At 41.7% G+C, this 22,345-nt stretch carries 17 protein-coding genes and 1 tRNA gene; 9 read left to right on the top strand and 9 right to left on the bottom strand.

The window, feature by feature from the left end:
• A partial coding sequence (locus ACE1CC_RS36615; protein WP_413275356.1) for a CHAT domain-containing protein occupies positions 1-724 on the top strand: 724 nt, incomplete at its 5' end.
• Positions 725-817: 93 nt separating this feature from the next.
• Here ACE1CC_RS36615 and ACE1CC_RS36610 read toward each other — a convergent pair.
• The 4 genes from ACE1CC_RS36610 to ACE1CC_RS36595 form a co-directional block, all read right to left on the bottom strand.
• Positions 818-3,376 carry a fimbria/pilus outer membrane usher protein gene (locus ACE1CC_RS36610; RefSeq protein ID WP_413275355.1) on the bottom strand — a complete coding sequence of 853 codons (2,559 nt, stop codon included), beginning with the start codon at positions 3,374-3,376 and terminating at the stop codon, positions 818-820.
• 203 nt (positions 3,377-3,579) lie between these two features.
• On the bottom strand, positions 3,580-4,341 hold the full coding sequence (locus ACE1CC_RS36605) for a fimbrial biogenesis chaperone (RefSeq protein WP_413275354.1): 762 nt from the start codon (positions 4,339-4,341) through the stop codon (positions 3,580-3,582).
• Positions 4,342-4,354: 13 nt separating this feature from the next.
• The gene (locus tag ACE1CC_RS36600) at positions 4,355-4,813 is read right to left on the bottom strand and encodes a hypothetical protein (RefSeq protein ID WP_413275353.1); all 459 of its coding nucleotides are present in this window, start codon (positions 4,811-4,813) and stop codon (positions 4,355-4,357) included.
• 301 nt (positions 4,814-5,114) lie between these two features.
• Positions 5,115-5,624, bottom strand: coding sequence for a hypothetical protein (locus tag ACE1CC_RS36595; RefSeq protein ID WP_413275352.1), 510 nt, complete (start codon positions 5,622-5,624; stop codon positions 5,115-5,117).
• Between the two features lie 616 nt (positions 5,625-6,240).
• On the opposite strand from ACE1CC_RS36595, the gene thrC reads away from it, so the two are divergent.
• The 3 genes from thrC to ACE1CC_RS36580 all read left to right on the top strand — a co-directional run bounded on the left by thrC (position 6,241) and on the right by ACE1CC_RS36580 (position 8,997).
• A complete protein-coding gene (gene thrC, locus ACE1CC_RS36590) occupies positions 6,241-7,545 on the top strand; it encodes a threonine synthase (protein WP_413275351.1) in 1,305 nt (434 codons plus the stop codon).
• Positions 7,546-7,896: 351 nt separating this feature from the next.
• Positions 7,897-8,172, top strand: a complete 276-nt coding sequence (locus tag ACE1CC_RS36585; protein WP_413275350.1) for a MoaD/ThiS family protein — start codon at positions 7,897-7,899, stop codon at positions 8,170-8,172.
• A 216-nt stretch (positions 8,173-8,388) separates the two neighbouring features.
• Positions 8,389-8,997 carry a DUF2996 domain-containing protein gene (locus ACE1CC_RS36580; protein ID WP_413275349.1) on the top strand — a complete coding sequence of 203 codons (609 nt, stop codon included), beginning with the start codon at positions 8,389-8,391 and terminating at the stop codon, positions 8,995-8,997.
• A 44-nt stretch (positions 8,998-9,041) separates the two neighbouring features.
• On the opposite strand, the gene ACE1CC_RS36575 is transcribed toward ACE1CC_RS36580, so the two are convergent.
• The gene (locus ACE1CC_RS36575; protein ID WP_413275348.1) at positions 9,042-9,566 is read right to left on the bottom strand and encodes an NINE protein; all 525 of its coding nucleotides are present in this window, start codon (positions 9,564-9,566) and stop codon (positions 9,042-9,044) included.
• 208 nt (positions 9,567-9,774) lie between these two features.
• On the opposite strand from ACE1CC_RS36575, the gene acsF reads away from it, so the two are divergent.
• Positions 9,775-10,851: a magnesium-protoporphyrin IX monomethyl ester (oxidative) cyclase gene (gene acsF, locus ACE1CC_RS36570; RefSeq protein WP_413275347.1), complete on the top strand. Its 1,077-nt coding sequence runs from the start codon at positions 9,775-9,777 to the stop codon at positions 10,849-10,851.
• Positions 10,852-11,080: 229 nt separating this feature from the next.
• Positions 11,081-11,836 (top strand): hypothetical protein, encoded by a 756-nt coding sequence (locus tag ACE1CC_RS36565; RefSeq protein ID WP_413275346.1) that lies wholly within the window; start codon positions 11,081-11,083, stop codon positions 11,834-11,836.
• 48 nt (positions 11,837-11,884) lie between these two features.
• Here the strand turns inward: ACE1CC_RS36565 and ACE1CC_RS36560 are convergent, their stop codons facing one another.
• Positions 11,885-12,610, bottom strand: a complete 726-nt coding sequence (locus tag ACE1CC_RS36560) for a PP2C family protein-serine/threonine phosphatase (RefSeq protein WP_459563967.1) — start codon at positions 12,608-12,610, stop codon at positions 11,885-11,887.
• Positions 12,611-12,746: 136 nt separating this feature from the next.
• Positions 12,747-12,828 (bottom strand) — tRNA-Leu (locus tag ACE1CC_RS36555).
• A gap of 544 nt (positions 12,829-13,372) precedes the next feature.
• Here ACE1CC_RS36555 and ACE1CC_RS36550 point away from each other — a divergent pair.
• On the top strand, positions 13,373-13,756 hold the full coding sequence (locus ACE1CC_RS36550; RefSeq protein ID WP_413275344.1) for a hypothetical protein: 384 nt from the start codon (positions 13,373-13,375) through the stop codon (positions 13,754-13,756).
• Between the two features lie 407 nt (positions 13,757-14,163).
• Here ACE1CC_RS36550 and ACE1CC_RS36545 read toward each other — a convergent pair whose 3' ends face one another.
• Positions 14,164-16,950, bottom strand: coding sequence for a tetratricopeptide repeat protein (locus ACE1CC_RS36545; protein ID WP_413275343.1), 2,787 nt, complete (start codon positions 16,948-16,950; stop codon positions 14,164-14,166).
• A 67-nt stretch (positions 16,951-17,017) separates the two neighbouring features.
• Between ACE1CC_RS36545 and ACE1CC_RS36540 the strand changes: the two genes are divergently transcribed.
• Positions 17,018-19,276, top strand: a complete 2,259-nt coding sequence (locus tag ACE1CC_RS36540; protein WP_413275342.1) for a caspase family protein — start codon at positions 17,018-17,020, stop codon at positions 19,274-19,276.
• A 205-nt stretch (positions 19,277-19,481) separates the two neighbouring features.
• Here the strand turns inward: ACE1CC_RS36540 and ACE1CC_RS36535 are convergent, their stop codons facing one another.
• Positions 19,482-19,766, bottom strand: coding sequence for a DUF427 domain-containing protein (locus tag ACE1CC_RS36535; protein WP_413275341.1), 285 nt, complete (start codon positions 19,764-19,766; stop codon positions 19,482-19,484).
• 127 nt (positions 19,767-19,893) lie between these two features.
• On the opposite strand from ACE1CC_RS36535, the gene recQ reads away from it, so the two are divergent.
• Positions 19,894-22,056: a DNA helicase RecQ gene (recQ, locus tag ACE1CC_RS36530; RefSeq protein ID WP_413275340.1), complete on the top strand. Its 2,163-nt coding sequence runs from the start codon at positions 19,894-19,896 to the stop codon at positions 22,054-22,056.
• Positions 22,057-22,345: the final 289 nt, after the last annotated feature.

Raw genomic sequence — 22,345 nt, 5'->3', positions numbered from 1 at the left:
TCTCACCGCACCCTCAATTCAAGTCTTAGAATTAACTCATGCTAAAAAAGCAGAAATGCAGCAAAGCAGAGGTGCAGGAGAAAAGAGTTTCCAAAATTTAATTGTCGGTAATCCAACCATGCCATCTTTAACCTTAAAAATCGGTGAACCACCGGAACAGTTATCACCTTTACCTGGAGCACAAGAAGAAGCAATTGAAATTGGTAAATTGTTCAATACTCAACCTTTAATTGGTTCTCAAGCTAAAGAAGCAACAATTAAATCTCAAATCTCCCAAGCTAACATTATTCACTTCGCCACACACGGACTTTTAGATTATGGAGAACTGCAAGGAAAATATCGTGCAGGAGTACCGGGTGCATTAGCATTTACACCCGACGCAAAAGAAGATGGTTTGCTGACTTCTGATGAAATACTCGATTTAAAATTGAATGCTTCCTTAGTAGTTTTAAGTGCTTGTGATACTGGGAGAGGACAACTTACAGGTGATGGAGTAGTTGGATTATCTCGCGCTTTTATTACTGCGGGAACACCCAGCATAGTTGTTTCTTTGTGGGCGGTTCCTGATGCCCCAACCTCTGATTTAATGAAGGAGTTTTATCAGCAAATGAGGACAAATCCGAATAAGGCGCAAGCGTTACGTCAGGCAATGTTAACTATAATGAAAACTCGCCCTCATCCAAAAGATTGGGCAGCTTTCACTTTCATCGGAGAAGCATTTTAAAAGTACGTTGTTGCGCTTGAGCGCTCTTCCCGGACGGTTCGTTGTTGCGCTTGAGCGCTCTTCCCACGCGAGAGTGGGAACAACGGACTAATGTTAATTTACAGGCAGTTTTAAAGTACCTAAATCATAGATTCCTCTGGTATTAGAAGGAATTTCAAATTGAAGTACACTAGGCGGATTAGTAAACAAGCGGATTTCGTAACGTCCTGGCTTTAATCCAGAAGTAGCAAATCTACCCGCACGATTAGTAAAAAATGTCACTGGTTTCCCATTAGGATCGGAGAGAGAAACTATTTGTGCCGATTGTAAAGAAACTGGTTCGCCGTTAGGATTTAATAAGACTCCTCGTAAGAAAACAGTTGCATCTGTTCCTACTCGGACTACTGTACCGCTGCGATAAGTGGGTAATACTAAGATCGATCGCTCACCCAAATCCATCCCCACAGGTAAATTAGGTGCATCGACGAGCAATCTAGTAATATTATAAGGGTCTAAATTTGGCACTACACCAAACCCCAAATTATCAATCCGAGTGATGTAGCCACTCAAACTAGGATTAACTCCAATCACTTGACCTCTCACACTTTCTTGGGGAACTACGATCGCAAAACTATTATTAATTGGACGGGACCAAGCAAAATGTCCATCGGCAAAAACTAAGGCTGTACCAAAACTAAATTGAGTGATATTTCCGTTGGCGTTATCTCCATTAATTGAAAAAAGCGTGTCATGAGATAAATCCCAAGTAAAACGATAACCAGTATAAGATAATCGACCAGTAATATCATAACCTTGACCATCTTGTGTCAAACCAACAGAGGCTCTTGGTACTCCAATATTTTGCAGTGGGTTGTAATTCCAGGTTAAACGATTGATCGCTTCTCTGCTATTAGTAATATCTGAAGTTGCTTGGATAAATTGACGACCTTGGGGCAACAACCAAGATAAACTTATGTAAGCACGTTGCTCATCAAATCCGCTAAAATCGCGCCTTTCACTCACATTTAAACTAACATTTAAACCATTGCGAAAAGAGCGGGAAAGTCCCAGAGCAAATCTATAAGTATCTGGGATTTCGCGACCAAATTCATATCGAATACTCAGATTACCTCGAATATCCCAAAAGAGTTTTTGACTGTAATCAGCAGTGATATCGTATAAAAAGTCATTTCGGGGCTTTTCTTCTCCGACTCTAGTAAAATTTTCTCCCCTAGATTCTACAGTGATGCGAAAAGAACGTTGCGCCGCATTATTAGCACCAACTTGTAGGTATTCGTAACGTAATCTAGCAGCATAATCAATGCCAATTCCATTATCGTGACTGAGGGCAATATCCCAGCCAAAGTTACCCAAACGAGTCGCCCAAGTACCCTCAACTCCTAGAACTTGTTGGTCAAAATCACCTTGGAAATAACCACCCGCAGTTAAGTTATTACTTATGCCTAAACGGTGTGATAGAGTAAGGGTTGGTTTCTGAAAATCGTAAGTGCGATCGGCAAAATTGCTAGTAGATGGAAACCCCAAACTATAAGCAAATTGCTGCACTCCCGGTGCTAATAATTCAGCCGCTACCGGATTAGAAAAATTTAGCCGCTGCACTCGACCAACATCATCGGTAATGACTAATTCCACATTATTAGTACCCGCACTTAAAGGAAGATCGCGAATATCTTGCCGTCCTGCTGGTAACTGCAAAGTGCGTTCTAATCGACCATTAACTAATACATCAACTCTAGAAGGTGTCTCTAAGAAAAACTCGTATTGGCTAATTGGTCGAGTTACTATATAAGGCTGTAAACCAAAGTTTCTTTCTACAGAAAATCCTAGCTGAGGTCGAGTATTTTGATATCCAGTAATCGGAATAGAAAGGTCGCCCAAAACATAACGTAAAGTTTGATTTGGTGCATCCCGTACTATTCGTAAATCTCCTCTAATTAAAGCAGGGTTTCTTCCTTCTAAAAAATCAGTGCGTCCCTCAAAAACCCAGTTTTTATAGTTCAACGCCCCATCAATAGCAAAAATTAAGGGTTGTCGTCCTCTATCTATCTGTCCTTCACCAGACCAAATATAATCTTGATCGACCCGGAAATTTACATATCCGCTAAAAGTACTAGGACGCAGAGCATTTTCTGCTCCAGGGGGTAATCTTTGACCTTGCAAATTAGCAACATTTGTGCGCCTTAAAGCAGGTGGAACTTGGATTTGTAGTTCTAATTTTGCCCGATCGAACGTTGCCAGTAAACCATTTTGTTGCAAAACTTCCAAACTGAGATTACCTTCAGCATCCACCGCACTTGTCAATGTTTCCTGAATATCGGGACGAATAACTTTTGCTGTTTCTGTCAGCAAAGGTGCAGCTTGAATTCGGACTGCGGGACTTGCGCCTAGCGTTAGTAATGCCTGTCCTCGCTGTTGTTCATCAATAAAAAATGGTACGATCACTTTTTGCGATCGATTACCTCGCTGACCAAAAACTTCTTCAAATATTTGGTCTTGATTTCCTCTTTCTGTCTCTGATGCGGGTAAATGCGGTTCATAAGAGGGCGGCAGAGTTAATGTTTGCCCCAAACTCGCTTTACCACTCAACAAGATATAACTTAAAGAGAAAAATAGTAAGTAATGAAAATTTTCAATTTCGGACTTGATTGCCATCGATCGACCTGAATTTCATGTTCGCGATTACACATTCTTTCCTATAATTTCAGATCAAATCCGAAAAAAAGGCTTCTTTTAAAAAAAAGAAACCCAATGACGCTGATTTATTAAGTTTCTTTAAAATCGAACTGGAGTAGAAAAAAGACAAATCATCATTTCTACCCCCTAGCTGAAGAAGTTAATTTTTGCTAAACTTGGACTTATTGAACATCTTTAAAAGTCAAGGTTGCTGTGACTGGCCCTACTGGTAACTGCTGAGGCCAAGGAATCACAAAACGTCGTTGATTACCCGCCAAGATAGCACTATTATTCACTCCCTCTAACTGTTCTGGTTTCAGAGTAATTTGAGTTCCTCCACTAGTTAGGTTTAAATTTAAGTCAGATAAAATAGCACGGCGAGTTCCTTGATTATCAAAGGTGATTGCTAGGCGATCGCTACCATCTGTTCCCTTTTCATGATTAACGTTACCTACCACTACCTTTGACTGTGCATTTTTGGGGCGAATATATACCGATCCAAGATAGCGAAACACCACTTTTACAGCGCCAGTAGTTGTCTGCGGTTCTGATTGAACTGGCTTTTTCAAATTAATTGGTAATTGTTCTGCAACAATGCGATAAGCAAGTTCTTTTTCAGGGTTAGGATTGCCTAACCAAGTAACCCGAACCGACTGCACTCCCCCAGGTGGTAGGACAATTTGAGATGGATAAACTAAAAAATCATCATCAGCTTTTTGTGTAGTTTCTTGACCTTCTAAATTAATTTTGCGCTCAACCATCGAGATTTCCACAGCTATCTGTTCCGGCGTATCATTCACAACTTGATAAGACTGAGTAGCACCCGTTCCCGCTGGCTCAAATATCCTAGTAATTGGGTCTAACTTAAAAGCTAATGCTGGCGAAATTGTGCTAATTAGCAGAAAAACAATTAAACTAAGGAAGCGGCGAATGGAAAGTTTCATAGTTTGATATTTGTTAATTATCTGCGATCGTTAAATTGAGAGAAGCACTATAATTTCCCGGATCTTGCAAACTTGCCGGAGTGTATTTGATATACAAATCTCTAGTCTCTGAAGCGTTGGGATTATTGTTAACATAAGAGTAGTTTTCCGTAGCTTCAGTGGTGAAAGCTCCGGCACCGGGCGTTCCGCTACCACTCGGAACTGTGGTAACTTGAAAAACAATCGGAGTTACTCCCTCTGATTTAGTTAAATTGCTGCCGATTATATTTAAAGTAAAACCATTTGCGGAAGTAGTACTTAAACTAATAGTTCCTACCTTGATAATTTGCGTATTTTGCGTTCCTCCCTCACCTCCTAACGGCAAATTATTTGCCTGATTGCTAGAAGTGAGTGTGATATTTCCCGCAAATGCTGGTGGCATACCTGCTAACAGCAACAAACTCAAACAAGTCTGGATAAATGAATGTTTCATTGCTCAAGTAAATAGCAATTAATAATTAACAGTTAACTACTGAAATAAAGTAGAAGGGAAGAAGGTTTTTCTATTCAGCTTCTTCCCTTCTCTCAACTACTCAATCATTTCTGCCCTGTTGTATTACTTTAGATTTGAGATTTCAGATTTGAAATTTTAGAAAATATCTTTTGGTAAAAATCCCTGGTTACAACTATGAAAAACATCCTTGCATTAATAATTCAAAATCTTCAACCCCTTAACTGTAGGTATGAGGAAAATTCAAAATCCGAAATCTACAATCTAATAATTTGTTGACACTTTAGCTATTGTCAGTAACAGTTAATGTCACCGTACCATTATAGCTACCCCTTTTCGGCAGAGTTGGGTTTTGCACCTGAATGTACAAGTCTAAGTTCTTGCTACCTGTACTTGCATCTAAGCCAGAGTTAACGTTTAAAGTGTAATTAGAACCAGAGGCAGTTGCAAAAGTACTGGGTGCTGTAGCAGCATCATCAACGGTTGTAACCGTGAAAGGAACTGTATCAGTACCGGAAGTCAAGTTGCCAGTGCTGGCAGTTAAAGTTAAACCAGCAGTGTTGTTAGTTGTAACAGTTAAATCGGCAATTTTCGCCACTTGGTTTCCAGCTGTACTTAGAGGTAAAGCAGAAGCATCTGTGGTTGTTGTTGATGTAATCGCAAGAGTTGAGGTGACTGTACCGGAAAGGCCAACGCTAGCAGTGGTGTCAGCAAAGGCTGCGGGTGCTAAACCAATGGTAGCAACAGGGGTAACAATTAAGCTGGAAGCAATTAAGAAACGACGTAAAGACATGGTTCAATCTCCTAAACAAACTTGTTGATTCAGATATCATGCCTAGATGAAGCTTTGATACTTTATGTTTTCTCTCCACTTCTCTTTGGCTGATGGCTTAAATTTAAATTATTCGGTTTGCTAAACCCATCAGAGTAATTGTTGAACTTTTCTCTAGGTGTTTTAGATAGAAATACCTAGTAGATTAACCAGTTTTTCCGTATAGATTGTTACTCTACATTCCCAGATACTCTTGCTTTTTGGATAAAAATGTGATAATAGGACGCAACCTGAACTCATAGAAGTGAGAAGTGATGCTGGCTCTTTCGGGTTTATGGGGAAAAATGTTCAAAAATGTTACAAACCAGGGAAACGGTGCGTATAGCCCCCTTTGCCCCTGCGTAAGATCACCCAAATCTGATGATCTCGTTCTCAAGTGGAACTGGGGAACGAAAAAACGGACTGTTTGTTGTAGACGCTTCAGTGCTGCTCCCACGCGAGAGTGGGAACAACAGACTGGGAAAAATTAAACCCGACAAAAAAAGTCGGGTATGTTTGACGTGATTTTGAGGGCGTGATAGTATTCCAAAGAGTTGACAGTTCGACAGATTTTCAGAGCGAGAGAGAGAGCAAGATCATGACTCAGGCAATTACAACCCCAAACGAAGGAAAGACAAGCACCGTTAAAGGTTTGAAGTGTAAAGAGTGTGGTGCTGAATACGAAGCCAAGGCAATTCACGTTTGCGAATTCTGTTTTGGCCCGTTGGAAGTGGCTTATGATTACGATGCTCTTCGTCGTTCTGTGACTCGCGAAACTATTCAAGCTGGCCCAAATTCGATTTGGCGTTATCGGGCATTTTTGCCAGTGGAAACGGAAAACCCCATTGATGTGGGAACTGGGATGACTCCCCTTGTTCGCGCAAATCGTTTGGCTCGTCGCCTGGGTTTGAAAAAGCTTTATATTAAAAACGATGCAGTCAATATGCCTACCCTGAGCTTCAAAGATAGGGTGGTATCGGTAGCTTTGACTCGCGCTCGTGAGTTGGGTTTTACTACGGTTTCTTGTGCTAGCACTGGTAACTTGGCTAATTCTACAGCTGCGATCGCAGCCCACGCCGGACTCGACTGCTGCGTATTCATCCCCGCCGACTTGGAAGCCGGAAAAGTCCTGGGTACACTGATTTATGGCCCTACCGTCATGGCAGTGCAAGGAAATTACGACCAAGTAAACCGTCTCTGCTGTGAAGTTGCTAATACACAAGGTTGGGGATTTGTCAATATTAATTTGCGTCCCTACTACTCCGAAGGTTCCAAAACTTTGGGTTACGAAGTTGCCGAACAACTCGGTTGGGAGTTACCAGATCATATAGTTGCACCTTTGGCTTCTGGTTCTTTGTTCACCAAGATTTACAAAGGTTTCCAAGAATTTATTAATGTAGGTTTGGTTGCTGATAAGAGCGTGAGATTTAGCGGCGCACAAGCTGACGGTTGTTCTCCCATTGCTCAAGCTTTCCGGGAAAATCGGGACTTTGTGCAACCAGTAAAACCGAGTACAATTGCTAAGTCGATCGCAATTGGCAACCCAGCAGACGGCATCTACGCCTTAGAAGTAGCGCGGAAAACAGGCGGTAACATTGAATCAGTAAACGATGCCGAAATTGTGGAAGGCATGAAGCTACTGGCAGAAACCGAAGGTATCTTCACCGAAACCGCAGGCGGAACCACAATTGCCGTACTGAAAAAATTAGTCGAAGCTGGTAAAATTGACCCCGAAGAAACCACAGTAGTTTACATTACCGGAAACGGTTTGAAAACTCAGGAAGCAGTTCAAGGTTACATCGGCGAACCTTTAACAATTGAACCAAAATTAGACAGTTTCGAGCGTGCGTTGGAACGTTCTCGTACCTTAGAACGCCTCGACTGGCAACAAGTACTTGTGTAATTATTAACGCAAGTTGACAGCTAGATTTAGTAAGGTGCGTCAGACAATTCAAATTTATGCGAGGCGCACTAATTTTAAGCTTCTGACGCACCCTACAGATTTAGAACGCTTCGTGGCAACAAGTGCTTGTATCAGTATTAGCTTTTTGCGTTTTGCGATCGTGCTAATACTCAGATCTTGCAGTAAAGGAGGTAGAACCTCCTTACCTCGTGACCAGGTTCAACCTGGTCACGAGAAATAGAGGCTCCGCCTCAAGCGTGCAAGATCTCAGTAATAGATAATGGGTAATGGGTGAAAAAAAAACACCAATTACCCATTAATAATCACCAATGACCAATTACCGAATTAACTATGTCCGTTAAAGTTTTAGTTCCCACACCCCTGCAAAAGTTTACCAACGAGCAAGCAACTATAGAATGCAGCGCAGACAGTATCGAAGAATTAATTGATTCTTTAGACGAAACTTGTCCCGGCATTAAATCACGTTTATGTGACGAACAAGGACAAATTCGCCGCTTTTTAAACCTCTACGTCAACAGCGAAGACATCAGATTTTTGGAAGGAAAAGCCACACCCTTAAAAGATGGCGACGAAGTAAGCATCGTTCCCGCTGTAGCTGGCGGTTGAGTTTTCGGCGCAGGGGTGCAGGGGAGAAAGAAAATTCTGTAGGGGCAATTCATGAATTGCCCCTACTCAAAACTTTCCCAGTCCCCAGTCCCTAATCCCCAGTCCCTTTATTGCAGATTATTCGATATTGTAAAAATATGTGTCTTGCCTCTTAGCTGGTGAAATTGCTCAGCTAAGTCCAGAATTACCAATTTAAATTAAAGGTTGAACTGAGTTATGGCAGAAGAAACCAATCACAATGAAGCGGGAGAAGTCGCTCCTAGCACTGTAGAACAGCAAGCTCCTAGTGTTTCCGAAGAAAATGCTCCCAGCACTGACTCACCTGTAGCGACAGATATTCCTAGTGCTAATGCACCCGATCCTAACGCAGTTAGTTCGGAACAAAATCCTAATGCGGTAGGTGATAAAGCGGCGAAAAAACCCCCTGCTGCGAAAAAGGAAAAAGCGCCCGCAGTTGAAGATAAACCTTTTGCCGAGTTTATTCCCCAAGATTATTTTCCCGCATTAACAAAGTCCTTAGCTAAACAAGGTGTTCAGGATTTAGAGCTAAAGTTGGAGAAGCAAAAAATCCCTGTCATTGGCTATGCAACACAGCCGGAATGCTGGCAAGTTATTGGTAGCTGGGGTAATGGTAAACGTCAATTCCGCGTGTATTTCTTGTCAGAAAATATTAACGGACAAAAAGGTTTTTCCTATTCAGAAAATGGCGGTAAACCTAGCACTCTTGAACCTTTCTTAATTGATGAACGGAAAGTAAGTTTAGATTTACTGGTGTTTGGCGTTGTCCAACGTTTAAATGCCCAAAAGTGGTTAGTCAGAAATTAGTTCTAGATCCTCTAGATCCCCGACTTCTTCAAGAAGTCGGGGATCTAGAGGAGTTCGACAAATTCGTACACTACAACACCAGTAACGGGATCGTTATCAATTCTGACATAACCAGCTTTTACTAATTGCATTAATGCGCCTTCTATTTCCGAAAAAGTCATACCTGTATCCATAACTGCTTGAGTAACTGAGAGTTTGCCACCTCTAGCAGCTGCGGTTTTGACTAGTTTAACCATTAGTTGGTCACGGTTTAAGGGGAGAGTTTGGGAAACTGCTGGTTGATTTAAAGGTATGCCATTAGGTGCATAACCGAATTTACCTCGGAATTTTAAGTTATGCTCTTCTACCATTCCGGGAATTAGGAATAAATCAATAAATTGTCCTATTCCAAATAAGCCAAAGGTACACAGCCAAATAACGCCTGTGAACATTTTGCGGTTATAGATGCGGTGTAAACCGTGTAGTTGGAGCAAGCAAGCTAACCAAAGTACGTAGCTCGTGCCAACATTATTACCAACGTTACTGTTAACGTTATTCATTGCTGAATTAGTTATTTTGCGATCGTCCATTTTTTTATGATAGTTATTTTGTTATTAAGTGTTTGCTCTTGGTTTGGTAGCAGCTAGTTGTAACAAAACTTGATACATTGTTGCAAGTCTTAACGCGATCGCTCATCTAAGAGAGGCGATACCTTGGTAGACTAAAACCCATGCCCTAACAAGCGTCGCATCATCAGCAGCGATCGATCTTAATTAGATCAAAAAAACAGAGACACCTATGGTAGATTCCCTTAAGAAACCCAGTTTTGAAGAATTACGCCCAGGAATAAAAGTTCCGGCAAAAGAAACCATCCTCACGCCTCGGTTTTACACCACTGACTTTGACGAAATGGCGCGGATGGACATCTCACCCAACGAAGACGAACTGCAAGCGATTTTAGAAGAGTTCCGCGCTGACTATAATCGTCATCACTTTGTCCGGGATGCAGAATTTGAACAATCCTGGGACCACATCGACGGGGAAACTCGCAGGTTGTTCGTTGAGTTCCTAGAACGTTCCTGCACTGCTGAGTTCTCTGGATTCCTACTTTACAAAGAACTTGGACGACGCTTAAAAGATAAAAGTCCGGTTTTGGCGGAATGCTTTAACCTGATGTCACGGGATGAAGCGCGTCACGCAGGATTTCTCAACAAAGCGTTGTCTGACTTTAACTTGTCCTTAGACTTAGGATTCCTGACAAAAAGCCGGAAATACACCTTCTTTAAACCAAAATTCATTTTCTACGCTACCTACCTTTCCGAAAAGATTGGTTACTGGCGCTATATCACCATTTACCGTCACTTAGAAGCACACCCCGAAGACCGAGTTTATCCGATTTTCCGCTTCTTTGAAAACTGGTGTCAGGATGAAAACCGTCACGGCGACTTCTTTGATGCGGTAATGAAAGCGCAACCGGACACTTTGAACGACTGGAAAGCAAAACTCTGGTGTCGGTTCTTCCTGCTGTCAGTATTTGCTACCATGTTCCTCAATGACATTCAGCGGGCTGATTTCTATGCGGCGATTGGTCTAAATGCACGGGATTATGATATCTACGTGATTGAAAAGACCAACGAAACTGCTGGTAGAGTCTTCCCAGTAATGTTGGATGTCAATAATCCAGAATTCTATCAGCGTTTGGATGTTTGTGTCCAAAATAATGCCAAACTGACCGAAATAGTTAACTCGAATCAGCCAAAATTCCTGCAATTGCTGCGGAAATTACCTCTGTATATTTCTAACGGTTGGCAATTCTTGCGTTTGTATTTGATGAAACCAATTGATGTAACATCTTTGCAAGGAACAGTCAAATAAATTTTCATTAGTTGCTCCTTGATTATGACGGTTCTGCTACTAGCGGAATCGTTTTTTTTTTAGCAATAATGCAGTAATGTATTTATTTGGTAGTGGGTAGTAGGTAGTTGGTAATGGGAATTTGGTAATCCGAGTAAATCTGCTATAATTCCTATCCAAAATCTTCAATCTAATTTCTTCAATTACCCCTACCAAGTACTGACTACTTACCCCCTAAAATTAATACAAGATGAAATTAAATTACTGGTTTCTATTAATTAGCAGTTGCTTAACTCTGGTAGCAACATCTGTTGGGGCACAAACTCCAGAAACTCAACCAACTCCAGAAACAGCACCAACTCAGGAAACTCCCCAAACTCCAGAAACAGCAACGCCTAACTCCTCAGCAAGAGATTTAGATTTAAGTCCAGAAATTATCGAAAATAGTCCGGTATTGCGGCGCTGGATGCGGAAAGTTCCCAATGTTTTGGAGAGTATTAGAAACGATCCTAGCTTTCGCACAAGATTGCGGTTAGGTTATTCTCAGTATACTTCGGACGATCGCACACCAGGAATTAAAATAGGTGTAGAAGATATATTTTTGGGGAAAACTGGATTAACTTTAAGTGGCGAGTACAACACCTCCTTTGATGGTGATTACACTCTTTACGGCGGAGATTTACGTTACTATATTTTGCCTTTAGGTGGTTACATTAATATTGCACCCGTAATTGGTTATCGTCATATAGATACTGATAGATACAATACTAGTGGTTTAAATGTTGGTGCAAAGTTGTTGTTTGTGTTTTCTCGCACTGGCGCAGGCGATATTTCTTTAACGCAAAGTTGGGTGTCTCCTGGTACTAGTGAAGAGGTGGGTTTGACTACTATTTCTGTTGGTTATGCTTTAACCCAAAATATTCGCTTATCTACAGATATTCAGAAACAGAATGCTAGGCAAAGAAAGGATAATCGAGTAGCAATTGTTTTAGAATGGATGCTTTAGATTCCCGAATTTTGCCAGAAGTCGGGAATCTTTTGCCAGTCAATCAGTTTACAACAAGTCTACTAAAACTACAGTAATATTATCTTTTCCACCTTTCTCTTTTGCAGCTTCTATCAGAGATGATGCTGCTTCTTCCAGAGTCGATGCTTGTTGGAGATAGTCGGCAATATTTCGATCTGTGAGTTCTTCGGTAAGTCCATCACTACATAATAGTAAGCGATCGCCAACTTTCAGATCTACTGGCTGTATCTTCAGAGAAGCTATTTCTTCACGTCCCAAGCAACTCAATATCAAATGACGGAAGGAATGAACCCTAGCTTCTTCAGGGGTAATATCTCCTGCTTTGATAGCTTTAGCTACCCAAGTATGATCTTCTGTGATTTGCTCTAATTGTGATTCGCGCCAGCGGTATAATCGGCAATTTCCAACATTAGCACAAATAGGCGACTCTGGAGAACGAAAAATTACCACAACCACAGAAGTTCCCATGTCAGCAAGTTCAGGATGATCTTGCTGTTCCTGCAAAATTGCTTCATTAGCTGTTAAAAAAGCAAATTCTAATAATTTATCTGAATTCCTAGAAGATTGCCACTTTTCTGACAAATAAGCGGGAATTTTTTGGGTAGCAATGTGACTGACTACATCTCCTCCCTCATAACCACCATTACCATCAGCAACTATAAAAAATCGTCCTTCAGGATCTATATAGTAAGCATCTTTATTAGTAGAAGCAATAAGTCCCACATCGGTAGAACCTGTAAAGTTAAGTTTCAGCGTCATATAATTTCGTGCGAACAATTAATATTGTTTATTTTAACCGTCGAGAGTGGCTGGAATCAGTGTCAACGCCGACAAATAATGTGGCGCGACAACAGTAGTAACATACTGCTTTGGTAAAATGAAATTTTTATGCGGATGAAAGGACTTGAACCTTCACTTCTTGCGAAACCAGAACCTAAATCTGGCGCGTCTGCCAATTCCGCCACATCCGCTTGAATCTATATAATAACAGATTCACACGATAAATGAGTATAGCAGATTTCTTTTCTCAAGAGCAACTATAAATTCCTGGTGAGTTCGGCGGTTTTGTGCGGTGACTGACCTTAAAAGAGTAGCTGCGATCGCTTCACCCATACCTTAAGCTAATAGACATCTCCAGAAATTAATTGTGCGTTACTTGGAACCTTTGTAGAGACGTTGTATACAACGTCTCTACTTTTTTGCAGATGTCTATTAGCGATCGGACAGTTCCATATATTTTGTTCAGCTAATAGAATGAAAAAATCCTTTGAAAAATTTCTCAATTCTTAACTTACGGTACCAATATAAATGAATAAAATAACATTATTGCATACCTTAACTGTTAATTGCCAAACCCACAGACAACTGACATTAATTTTAAGTTATATTTCTAACAATTAAAATTTATTAGTATAGAAGATAACTGTTCCTTGATTAGAACTATTATATATTAATAATAAAAATAAATAAGTTTTCAAACCCGAAAAGAAACCAAATTTAATTGGGTTCAAAATAATGAAAACCATCATTCCAACAAATTTACTAATTTTAGCGTCTACCAGTATTGTCTTAGCTGGCTCAGTACAAGCACAGTCTCCGACAATACGCGATCGACAAACGGATGATTTCACCTTATCAGGTGACTCTTTAGAAGGAATTGAAACTCGCACAGTAGAAGGCGACTATCGTCAATTCTTTAGCCCAAATGCTGGGGCTATCCGAATTAATGAAAGCTATGAAATGACAAAAAAAGGCAGTCGCAACCCCTTACAAGTCGGGAGAGATACAGAATTACAAATTAATCGCCAAACTCCCCAACCAATTAACGCCGTACCTTTCCGAGAAAATGAGCGAAATGATACTAACAGAGTCGAACTAAAACTCGACTTAGCCGAATAAAAGGGACTGGGAAAGATGTGATTTGTAGGGTGCGTTAACGCCAGTGTAACGCACCATTTCACCAGGGAAAGATGTGATTTGTAGGGTGCGTTAACGCCAGTGTAACGCACCATTCCACTGGGAAAGATGTGATTTGTAGGGTGCGTTAACGCCAGTGTAACGCACCATTCCACCATATTTCCACAGGGGACTGGGGACTGGGGACTGGGAAAAATTTGATTTGTAGGGGCGGGTTTAGCAGAAAATTCTGTCATCACAACCAAAGAATTGAAAACAAAATCCACCCTTATATCATATCCGGCTGCTCAGCCATAATATCTTTAATCCAAAACCCTGTAGAGACGTTGCATGCAACGTCTCTACAGGGTTTTGGGTAATCTTGTCGGACATAAATATAACAAATTCTATCAACGCGACACCGCCCCCATCGCATTCCAATCACCAGAAGGAATAAAAGCCGCCCAATAATAAGGATGTTGATACTTATTACCACGCAACATCTCCAACTGAATCTCACGCAAAGCTTCCGAACGCCCCTCATTATTCAACAAACGGCGATAATAACTCACCATTAAATCCTTAGTTCCATCATCATCAACCTTCCACAAACTCAACACCTGAGTTTCCGCACCCGCCAACACAAAAGCACGACGCAAACCCAAAACACCCTCACCATTTGCCACATCTCCCACCCCAGTTTCACAAGCAGATAAAACCACTAACTTTGTTCCCCATAAATTCAAAGCAGCAGCTTCCATCGCCGTTAAAACCCCATCTTCATCGCCACTTTTACGAACATTAAAACCCGCCATTGCTAAACCAGACCTCAACAACGGATTTTCTTGATTTCCTGTAACTCGACGACGGGGTTTAACGCTAAAATCAGGTTCAACCCAAAGACTGCGACTAAACCCAGTTGGCGGTGCGACTAATTCCACATCTTCCAAGAAAAAGCCGTGAGTCGCAATGTGTACAATCTGAGGGTTTTTAAGTTTTTTCAGAGCGTTTTCTGTAGCTTGGGAACCTGTTAATTTTTGGATTCCCGAAAGCAGAGGAGTAATAGCTTCTGCTTCTTTGAGTGTACCGGGTAGAGGGCCGAATTGGATTTGGGCTAAGTCGCTGGAACGTTGGCTATTATTGCCACGAGTTTTATTAGCAACTTGCACCGCTGGATTGCCGGGATTACTATAATCAGGATTAGCTAAAAGCACAGGATTAGAACGACTAGCGACGGGATTTTGTAAGCGCAATAAGTCACGTCCTGAACCGAGATAAGTAATAGAATAGTTTTCCACTAAATAGCGATTATTTTCATCAACCAAAGCAGCGAAAGGAATTAAATTAAGTTGGCTATCAGGAGAAATTAAAACAGTGCGAGTATTGCCCAAACGTTGCCGAATTGGTTGCATGAGTTTTTCATCGAGAGTGCGGGCAACTTTTTGGATATTGGGAGATTGAGATTGCAAAGCTTGACGGAATTCGGTAACAGTTTGGTTAATAGGTTCTGCTTCCCCTAAATCCACCCATTGAATCTTACCGTCAGGGTTGAGAATATAAGCAACATAACGAGGTTTGCCAAATTTGTCAGTTTTGGCATCCCAAGGATAGTAAAACACCAATTCGACTAAAGCCGCATTTTGAGGAATCAGTTTTTGAATAGCTTCAATGGTTGCAGGTTGAGAAACTTTGCGGAATTCAGAGGAACGACGGGCTAATTCTGCTTCCTGTTTTTCCGCTTGGGTTTTCAGGTTGGCAACTTGAGTGCGATATTGTTCCAGGGGCAGATTTTTCGGTTTGTTGAAAATTAGGGCAGCGAGTTGGCTGCGTGTAGCGTTAAGTTGGTCGAGTAAAGTTTGGTTTTCTGGGGTGATGTTTTGACGCAGACTGATGAGGCTATCGGTGAGAACTTCCAGAATGCGACCTTTGCGGCGTAAAACTGTAGTGAGGGCGAGGCGTGCCGCTTCCGGGTTGTTGGGTGCAGCTTGGACGTGCAGAGAAACAGTTGCATCTGTTGTCCCGGAAAGAGTGTCCATGTAGGCACTTTTTTGAGATTCTGAGCCAATAGTTAGGTTAACAGCTAGGTGTTGTTCTTGGAGATTAACACCACGAGTCAAAAATGCCAGCGCACGGGCAATGTCTCCTTGCGCTTGGTACAGTACTGCCAGGTTGTTGAGGCTACTAGCCACAGCGGGATGGTCAGAACCCAGGGCTTTTTCCCGGATGGCTAAAGAGCGTTGGTACAAAGGTTCAGCTTGGACGTAGTTGCCCATATCTTGGTACAGTCCTGCCAGGTTGTTGAGGCTACTAGCCACAGCGGGATGGTCAGAACCCAGGGCTTTTTCCCAGATGGCTAGAGAGCGTTGGAACAGAGGTTCAGCTTGGGCGTAGTTGCCTATTTGTGTGTACAGTGCTGCCAGGTTGTTGAGGCTAGTAGCCACATCGGGATGGTCAGAACCTTGGGCTTTTTCAGAGATGGCTAGAGAGCGTTGGAACAGAGGTTCCGCTTGGGCGTAGTTGCCCATATCTTGGTACAGTTTTGCCAGGTTGTTGAGGCTAGTAGCCACATCGGGATGCTCCGAACCCAGGACTTTTTCTAAGATGGCTAGAGAGCGTTGGTACAAAGGTTCCGCTTGGGCGTAGTTGCCCATATCTTGGTACAGTCCTGCCAGGTTGTTGAGGCTACTAGCCACATTAGGATGCTCAGAACCCAGGGCTTTTTCCCAGATGGCTAGAGAGCGTTGGAACAGAGGTTCCGCTTGAGCGTAGTTGCCCATCCGTCGGTACAGTAATCCCAGGTTGTTGAGGCTACCAGCCACATCGGGATGCTCAGAACCCAGGACTTTTTCTAAGATGGCTAGAGAGCGTTGGTACAAAGGTTCCGCTTGGGCGTAGTTGCCCATCTGTTCGTACAGTGCTGCCAGGTTGTTGAGACTCAGAGCCACATCGGGATGCTCAGAACCCAGAGCTTTTTCCCGGATGGCTAGAGAGCGTTGTGCGAGGGGAATTGCTTCTGCATATTTACCCTGTTGGTAAAGCTGAATAACCTGTTGACCAAGACGTTTGGCTTCTTCCACTTCAGCAGACTGTTTGGTTGAGACGGTTGGCATTTGCGCCAAAATCCCACCAGGAACACCCGTTACAATACCCAATGTAGCGATAAGGGCAGTTGTCCACAGCAGCGTTTTCCGGTTCATGATGTTTCCCCGTCCTAAGTTAAGCTATCTCTAGAAAATATTGCCTCATATCTTAACCCCGCCCCTCATGAAACGTCGTCATTTTCTTCAATTTGCTACATCTACCCTCGCCACTCTAGGTTTAAGTCAACTCGATATTCAACAACACAGTTGGCGCTATGCCAAAGTCTTGGCACAAAACACCCCCCGGAAACTGGCGCTATTAGTGGGAATTAACAACTATCCTAATGATCCCTTAAAAGGTTGCATCAATGATACTTATTTACAACGAGAATTACTAATTCACCGCTTTGGTTTTAATCCCAAAGATATTCTTTTAGTCACCGATGAAACGAATATTAAACCCACCCGCACAGGAATTTTAGAAGCTTTTGAAGAACACTTAATTAAACAAGCCAAACCGGGAGATGTGGTAGTTTATCATTTTTCTGGTCATGGTTCCCAAGTCTTTGACCCTGATACTGGTGCATCTGACCAATTAAATAGTACCTTTGTGCCAATTGACCGGGAAATTTCCAAATCAGCAGAGCAAATAATTGTCTCGGATGTCATGGGGGAAACTCTCTTTTTATTAATGTCTGCCTTACAAACCGAAAATGTAGCGGTAGTTCTGGATAGCTGTCATTCCGGGGGCGGAAAACGCGGTAATTTAACTATTCGTGCGATTAATGGCGGCGCAAGAGTTAACCCTAGCCCAATGGAACGAAGCTATCAGGAACAATGGCTTTCTCAGATGGGGAAATCACGGGAATGGCTGAAACAAGAACGCCAAAAAAGTATTGCTAAAGGTATTGTAATTGCTTCGGCGGCGCGAAGTCAATTAGCGGCTGATACGCCTTTTGATGGGTTTCATGCTGGGGCTTTTACTTATGTTTTAACTCAATATCTTTGGCAAAGTACCTCTGATGAACCAATTAATAGTATTATCGCCAATGTTGCTCGCAGCACTACCCGGATTTCTAGTACCCGACAAATCCCGGAATTTGAAGTTAAAAAAGATAGCAATAACGAGAAAAAACCTGCTTATTTCCTGAAACATCAACTCCCCTCGGCTGAAGCTGTGATTACTAAAGTTGCAGGTAATTCAGTTGAGTTTTGGTTGGGCGGAATTGAACCGCAATCTATTGCTGCTTTTAACAAAAATGCGCTATTTTCTATTGTAGATAATCAAAGCAAAATTTTGGGAATTGTCCGCTTAGATTCCCGCAATCCAAATAATGGATTAGTCGCCCAAGGAACTATCCTCGAAACTTCCCAACCAAAGGGAATTAAACCGGGATTAATTTTACAAGAACAAGCTAGGGCAATTCCAAATAATTTAAGTTTACGCATTGGTTTAGATGAGTCTTTAGGGGCAGATAAACCAACAGCTTCTCAAGCCCTTTCTCGCCTGAATCGGATTGAACCAGTAGAATTAGGAAAAATGGAGGTACAATATATTTTTGGTCGGATGACTGAGGCGAATTACCAGGAACTTCAAGAAAGAAAGGTTGCTGATATTCCCCCGGTTGGTAGTTTGGGTTTATATGCACCTGGTTTAGATTTAATTCCTGGTTCTTTTGGTGGTGCTAAGGAAAATGTTACGGCTGGTGTTGAAAGATTAAAGGCTAAGTTTCGCTCTTTATTAGCGGCGAGATTAGTTAAATTAACTCTCAATGCTGATTCATCTAAGTTGAAAGTTTCGGCTTTGATGAAAGTTTTAGATTCTCAAACCGGACAACCAATTGATGTGGCGGCGAGTGCTTTTACGGTTCGGGGAGGTGCTATTAATTCGCCACAGTTACCTAATAATATTAAACCAAATTCCGGGGAAATACAAGGGGGAATTCCTAATTTACCTTTGGGAACTCGCGTGCAATTTTTGGTTGAAAATCAGGAGGATAAAGACCTTTTTGTTAGTTTGTTGGTAATTACGCCGGAAGGGGAAATGGTGGTTTTGTTTCCTAATAGTTGGACGGCTACAAGTGATGCTGCTTTAATTAAGGCTGGGGAAAGGCGACAAATTCCTGAATTGGGGAAAGATTCTTTTAAAATTACTGTTGGTAAGCCTTTGGGAAATGTGGAGGTTTTGGTAATTGCTAGTGCTAGTCCTTTACGAGAGGCGTTGAAGAAATTGCAGTCTATTGCGGTTAGTCGGGGGGAAAGGGGTGGGCCTTTGTCTTTGGATGATGATGCTGGTTCGGTGATTGATGATTTGTTGGGTGATTTGGATAGGGGAAGTCGTGGGAGTCGGAGTTTGTATGCTTCTTTTGATTCTAGTGTGAGGTCAGTTGATACTGCTCAGTTGGCTGCTATGTCGATTAGTTTTAGGGCTAGTTCTGGTTAGTTGGAATTAAAGGAATGGTGCGTTACGCTGCGCTAACGCACCCTACAGATTTGTAGGGTGCGTTAACGCCAGTGTAACGCACCATTCCACTGGGAAAGATTTGATTTGTAGGGTGCCCCGGATTTGGTATTGCGCCTTGATACTCAATTTGGTGGAATGGTGCGTTACGCTGCGCTAACGCACCCTACAAGCTACAAGCTATAAGTTAGGCTTCGACTTTTACGCCTTTCCAAAATCCTATGTATCCTTGAATGTTTTTGGCGGCATCTTTTGTTTGGGGGTAGTACCAAGCGGCATCTTTGTTTTGTTGTCCGTTTACTTCGATGGTGTAGTAACTGGCGACTCCTTTCCAAGAACAGGTGGTGTGTGTGCTACTGTCTTTAAAGTATTCTTTGTTGATGGTGTCGGGGGGGAAGTAGTGGTTTCCTTCGACTACCTCGGTGCGATCGCTCTCTGCTAAAATAGCACCATTCCAAATTGCTTTCGCCATCTGTAATTTTTCCCTTGCGAATTTGCCAGTACAATTATTTAGGATAAACTAATCGCTGATAAAATTTCATCACTGTCCAGCAATGGATCTAAAATATTCTTATCATCAGCGCACTACTGATTAAATCATGTCTCAGTTTCCCTCCCTGGAAAAGGCACTCAAGCACTATTTTGGTTACGATAGCTTTCGCCCCGGACAAAAGCAAATTGTCGCCCAAGCTTTACAAAACCAAGACTCGTTAATTATCATGCCAACAGGCGGGGGGAAATCTCTTTGCTTTCAACTGCCAGCCATGTTAAAAAAGGGTGTAACAGTGGTGGTATCGCCGCTAATTTCTCTGATGCAAGACCAAGTGGAGGCATTACGAAATAATGGGATTTCCGCCACCTTTCTCAATAGTAGTTTGAATGGTTGGCAAGTGCGGCATCGAGAAGAAAGTATTCGCAATGGTCATACTAAACTACTTTATGTTGCCCCGGAAAGGTTATTAAGTGAAAAGTTTTTACCATTTTTAGATTTAGTGCAGCATCAAGTAGGAATTGCAGGTTTTGCTATTGATGAAGCGCACTGTGTTTCTGAGTGGGGACATGATTTTCGTCCTGAATATCGGCAGTTAAAGTTGTTGCGTAAACGTTATCCAGATTTGCCAGTTATGGCATTAACTGCTACTGCTACCGAAAGAGTTCGTCAAGATATTATTCAACAGTTACATTTACAAGATCCTTTTATTCATATTGCTAGTTTTAATCGACCAAATCTTTATTACGAGGTTCGTCCGAAAGTTAAAAGCAGTTATACGGAATTATTATTACAAATTCGCCAAGCTAAAGGCGCAGTAATTGTTTATTGTCTCAGTCGTAAGAGTGTTGATGAATTAACTTTTAGATTGCAAAGAGATGAGGTAAATGCTTTGCCTTATCATGCAGGTTTAAGTGATGAGGAACGCAGTACTAATCAAACAAGGTTTATTCGAGATGATGTGCAGGTAATCGTTGCTACGATTGCTTTTGGTATGGGAATTAATAAGCCGGATGTGCGGTTAGTAATTCACTATGATTTGCCTCGAAACATCGAAAGTTACTATCAAGAAGCGGGTAGGGCGGGGAGAGATGGGGAACCTGCTGACTGTACCATTTATTTTAGTTTTGGTGATATAAAAAAGATTGAATGGGGAATCGATCAAAAAACCGATCCTCAAGAACAAATGATCGCCCGTCAGCAGTTACGAAGAATGATTGATTATGCTGAGGGAACAGACTGTCGGCGGACAATTCAGTTAAGTTATTTTGGGGAATATTTTGCGGGAAATTGCGGTAAGTGTGATAATTGTTGCCATCCCAAACCTGTGGAAGATTGGACAATTGAAGCGATGAAATTTCTTTCTTGTGTCGCTAGGTGTAAAGAAAGATTTGGGATGATTCATATTATTGATGTATTGCGAGGTTCTAAAGGTCAGAAGGTATTACAAAATAAGCATAATGAACTTTCTACTTATGGTATTGGTAAGGATAAAACTGCTGATGAGTGGAAGTTTTTGGGGCGATCGCTAATTCACCAAGGTATATTAGAACAAAGTACAGATGGTTATGCTATTCTGCAACTTAATCCTTTAAGTTGGGAAGTTATGCGCCGACAGCGGCAAGTTTTTCTGGCGATTCCTACCGAAAAGAAAGTAACTCAAGAAGAGAAGAACCTGAAAAAAGCCGGAATGGAAGTATTATATGAAAAGTTGCGGATTTTGCGGAAAAAACTGGCTGACGATCAAGGTGTTCCCCCTTACGTAATTTTCCCTGATTCTACTTTGAAATTAATGGCGCAAGTGCAACCGGAAACTTTACTAGAATTCGGAGAACTTTCGGGAGTTGGTAGCAGTAAACTCTCCCAATATGGGTCAATTTTCCTCAAAGAAATTCGTGCCTATCGCCAAGAACAAGGTTTGTCAGTAGCTACTGATAATGGGAAAATCGAAAAACCTGAACCTTCCACAACTCAATTAATCAGTTTAGACTTATTTCAGCAAGGTTTGACAGTCGAAGAAATTGCCCAACAACGTAATCTCAAACCTTCTACTATTTTCTCCCATTTAGCAGAATTGTGCGAAATGGGAGAAACTGTAGATATAGATAAATTAGTTTCTCCTGAACGGCAAACAACTATTTGGCAAGCAATGGAAGAAATTGGTGCTGTAGAAATGTTAAAGCCAATTTACGAACATCTCGAAGAAGAATACAGCTATGGAGAAATTCGCATTGTTCGCGCTTTATGGAGAAAACAACAACAAAATAAATAAGTAGGTGCAATTATAGATAAGTGAAGATATTGATCTATGATATTGGGCAGGCAGGATGCCTACCCTACAAAAAGCTATCTGTAGAAACAAACTGTAGAGACGTTGTATACAACGTCTCTACAGTTTGTTGTGATAATTATTGCTGTGGCAATGTTAGTTTAGATTTACTGAGCCTTTAGCTTGATTTGATTTGATTAGTGACAATACTTTGGGCAAAGTAATGCAAATGACGGTATTCACTAATGTCAGTAATAGACAATCTGTTAATGTCATATTGATTACTCCCTTG

This window comes from Floridaenema aerugineum BLCC-F46 (assembly GCF_041929345.1).
GTDB lineage: Bacteria > Cyanobacteriota > Cyanobacteriia > Cyanobacteriales > Aerosakkonemataceae > Floridanema > Floridanema aerugineum.
This window is presented reverse-complemented; position numbering and strand designations above follow the sequence as displayed.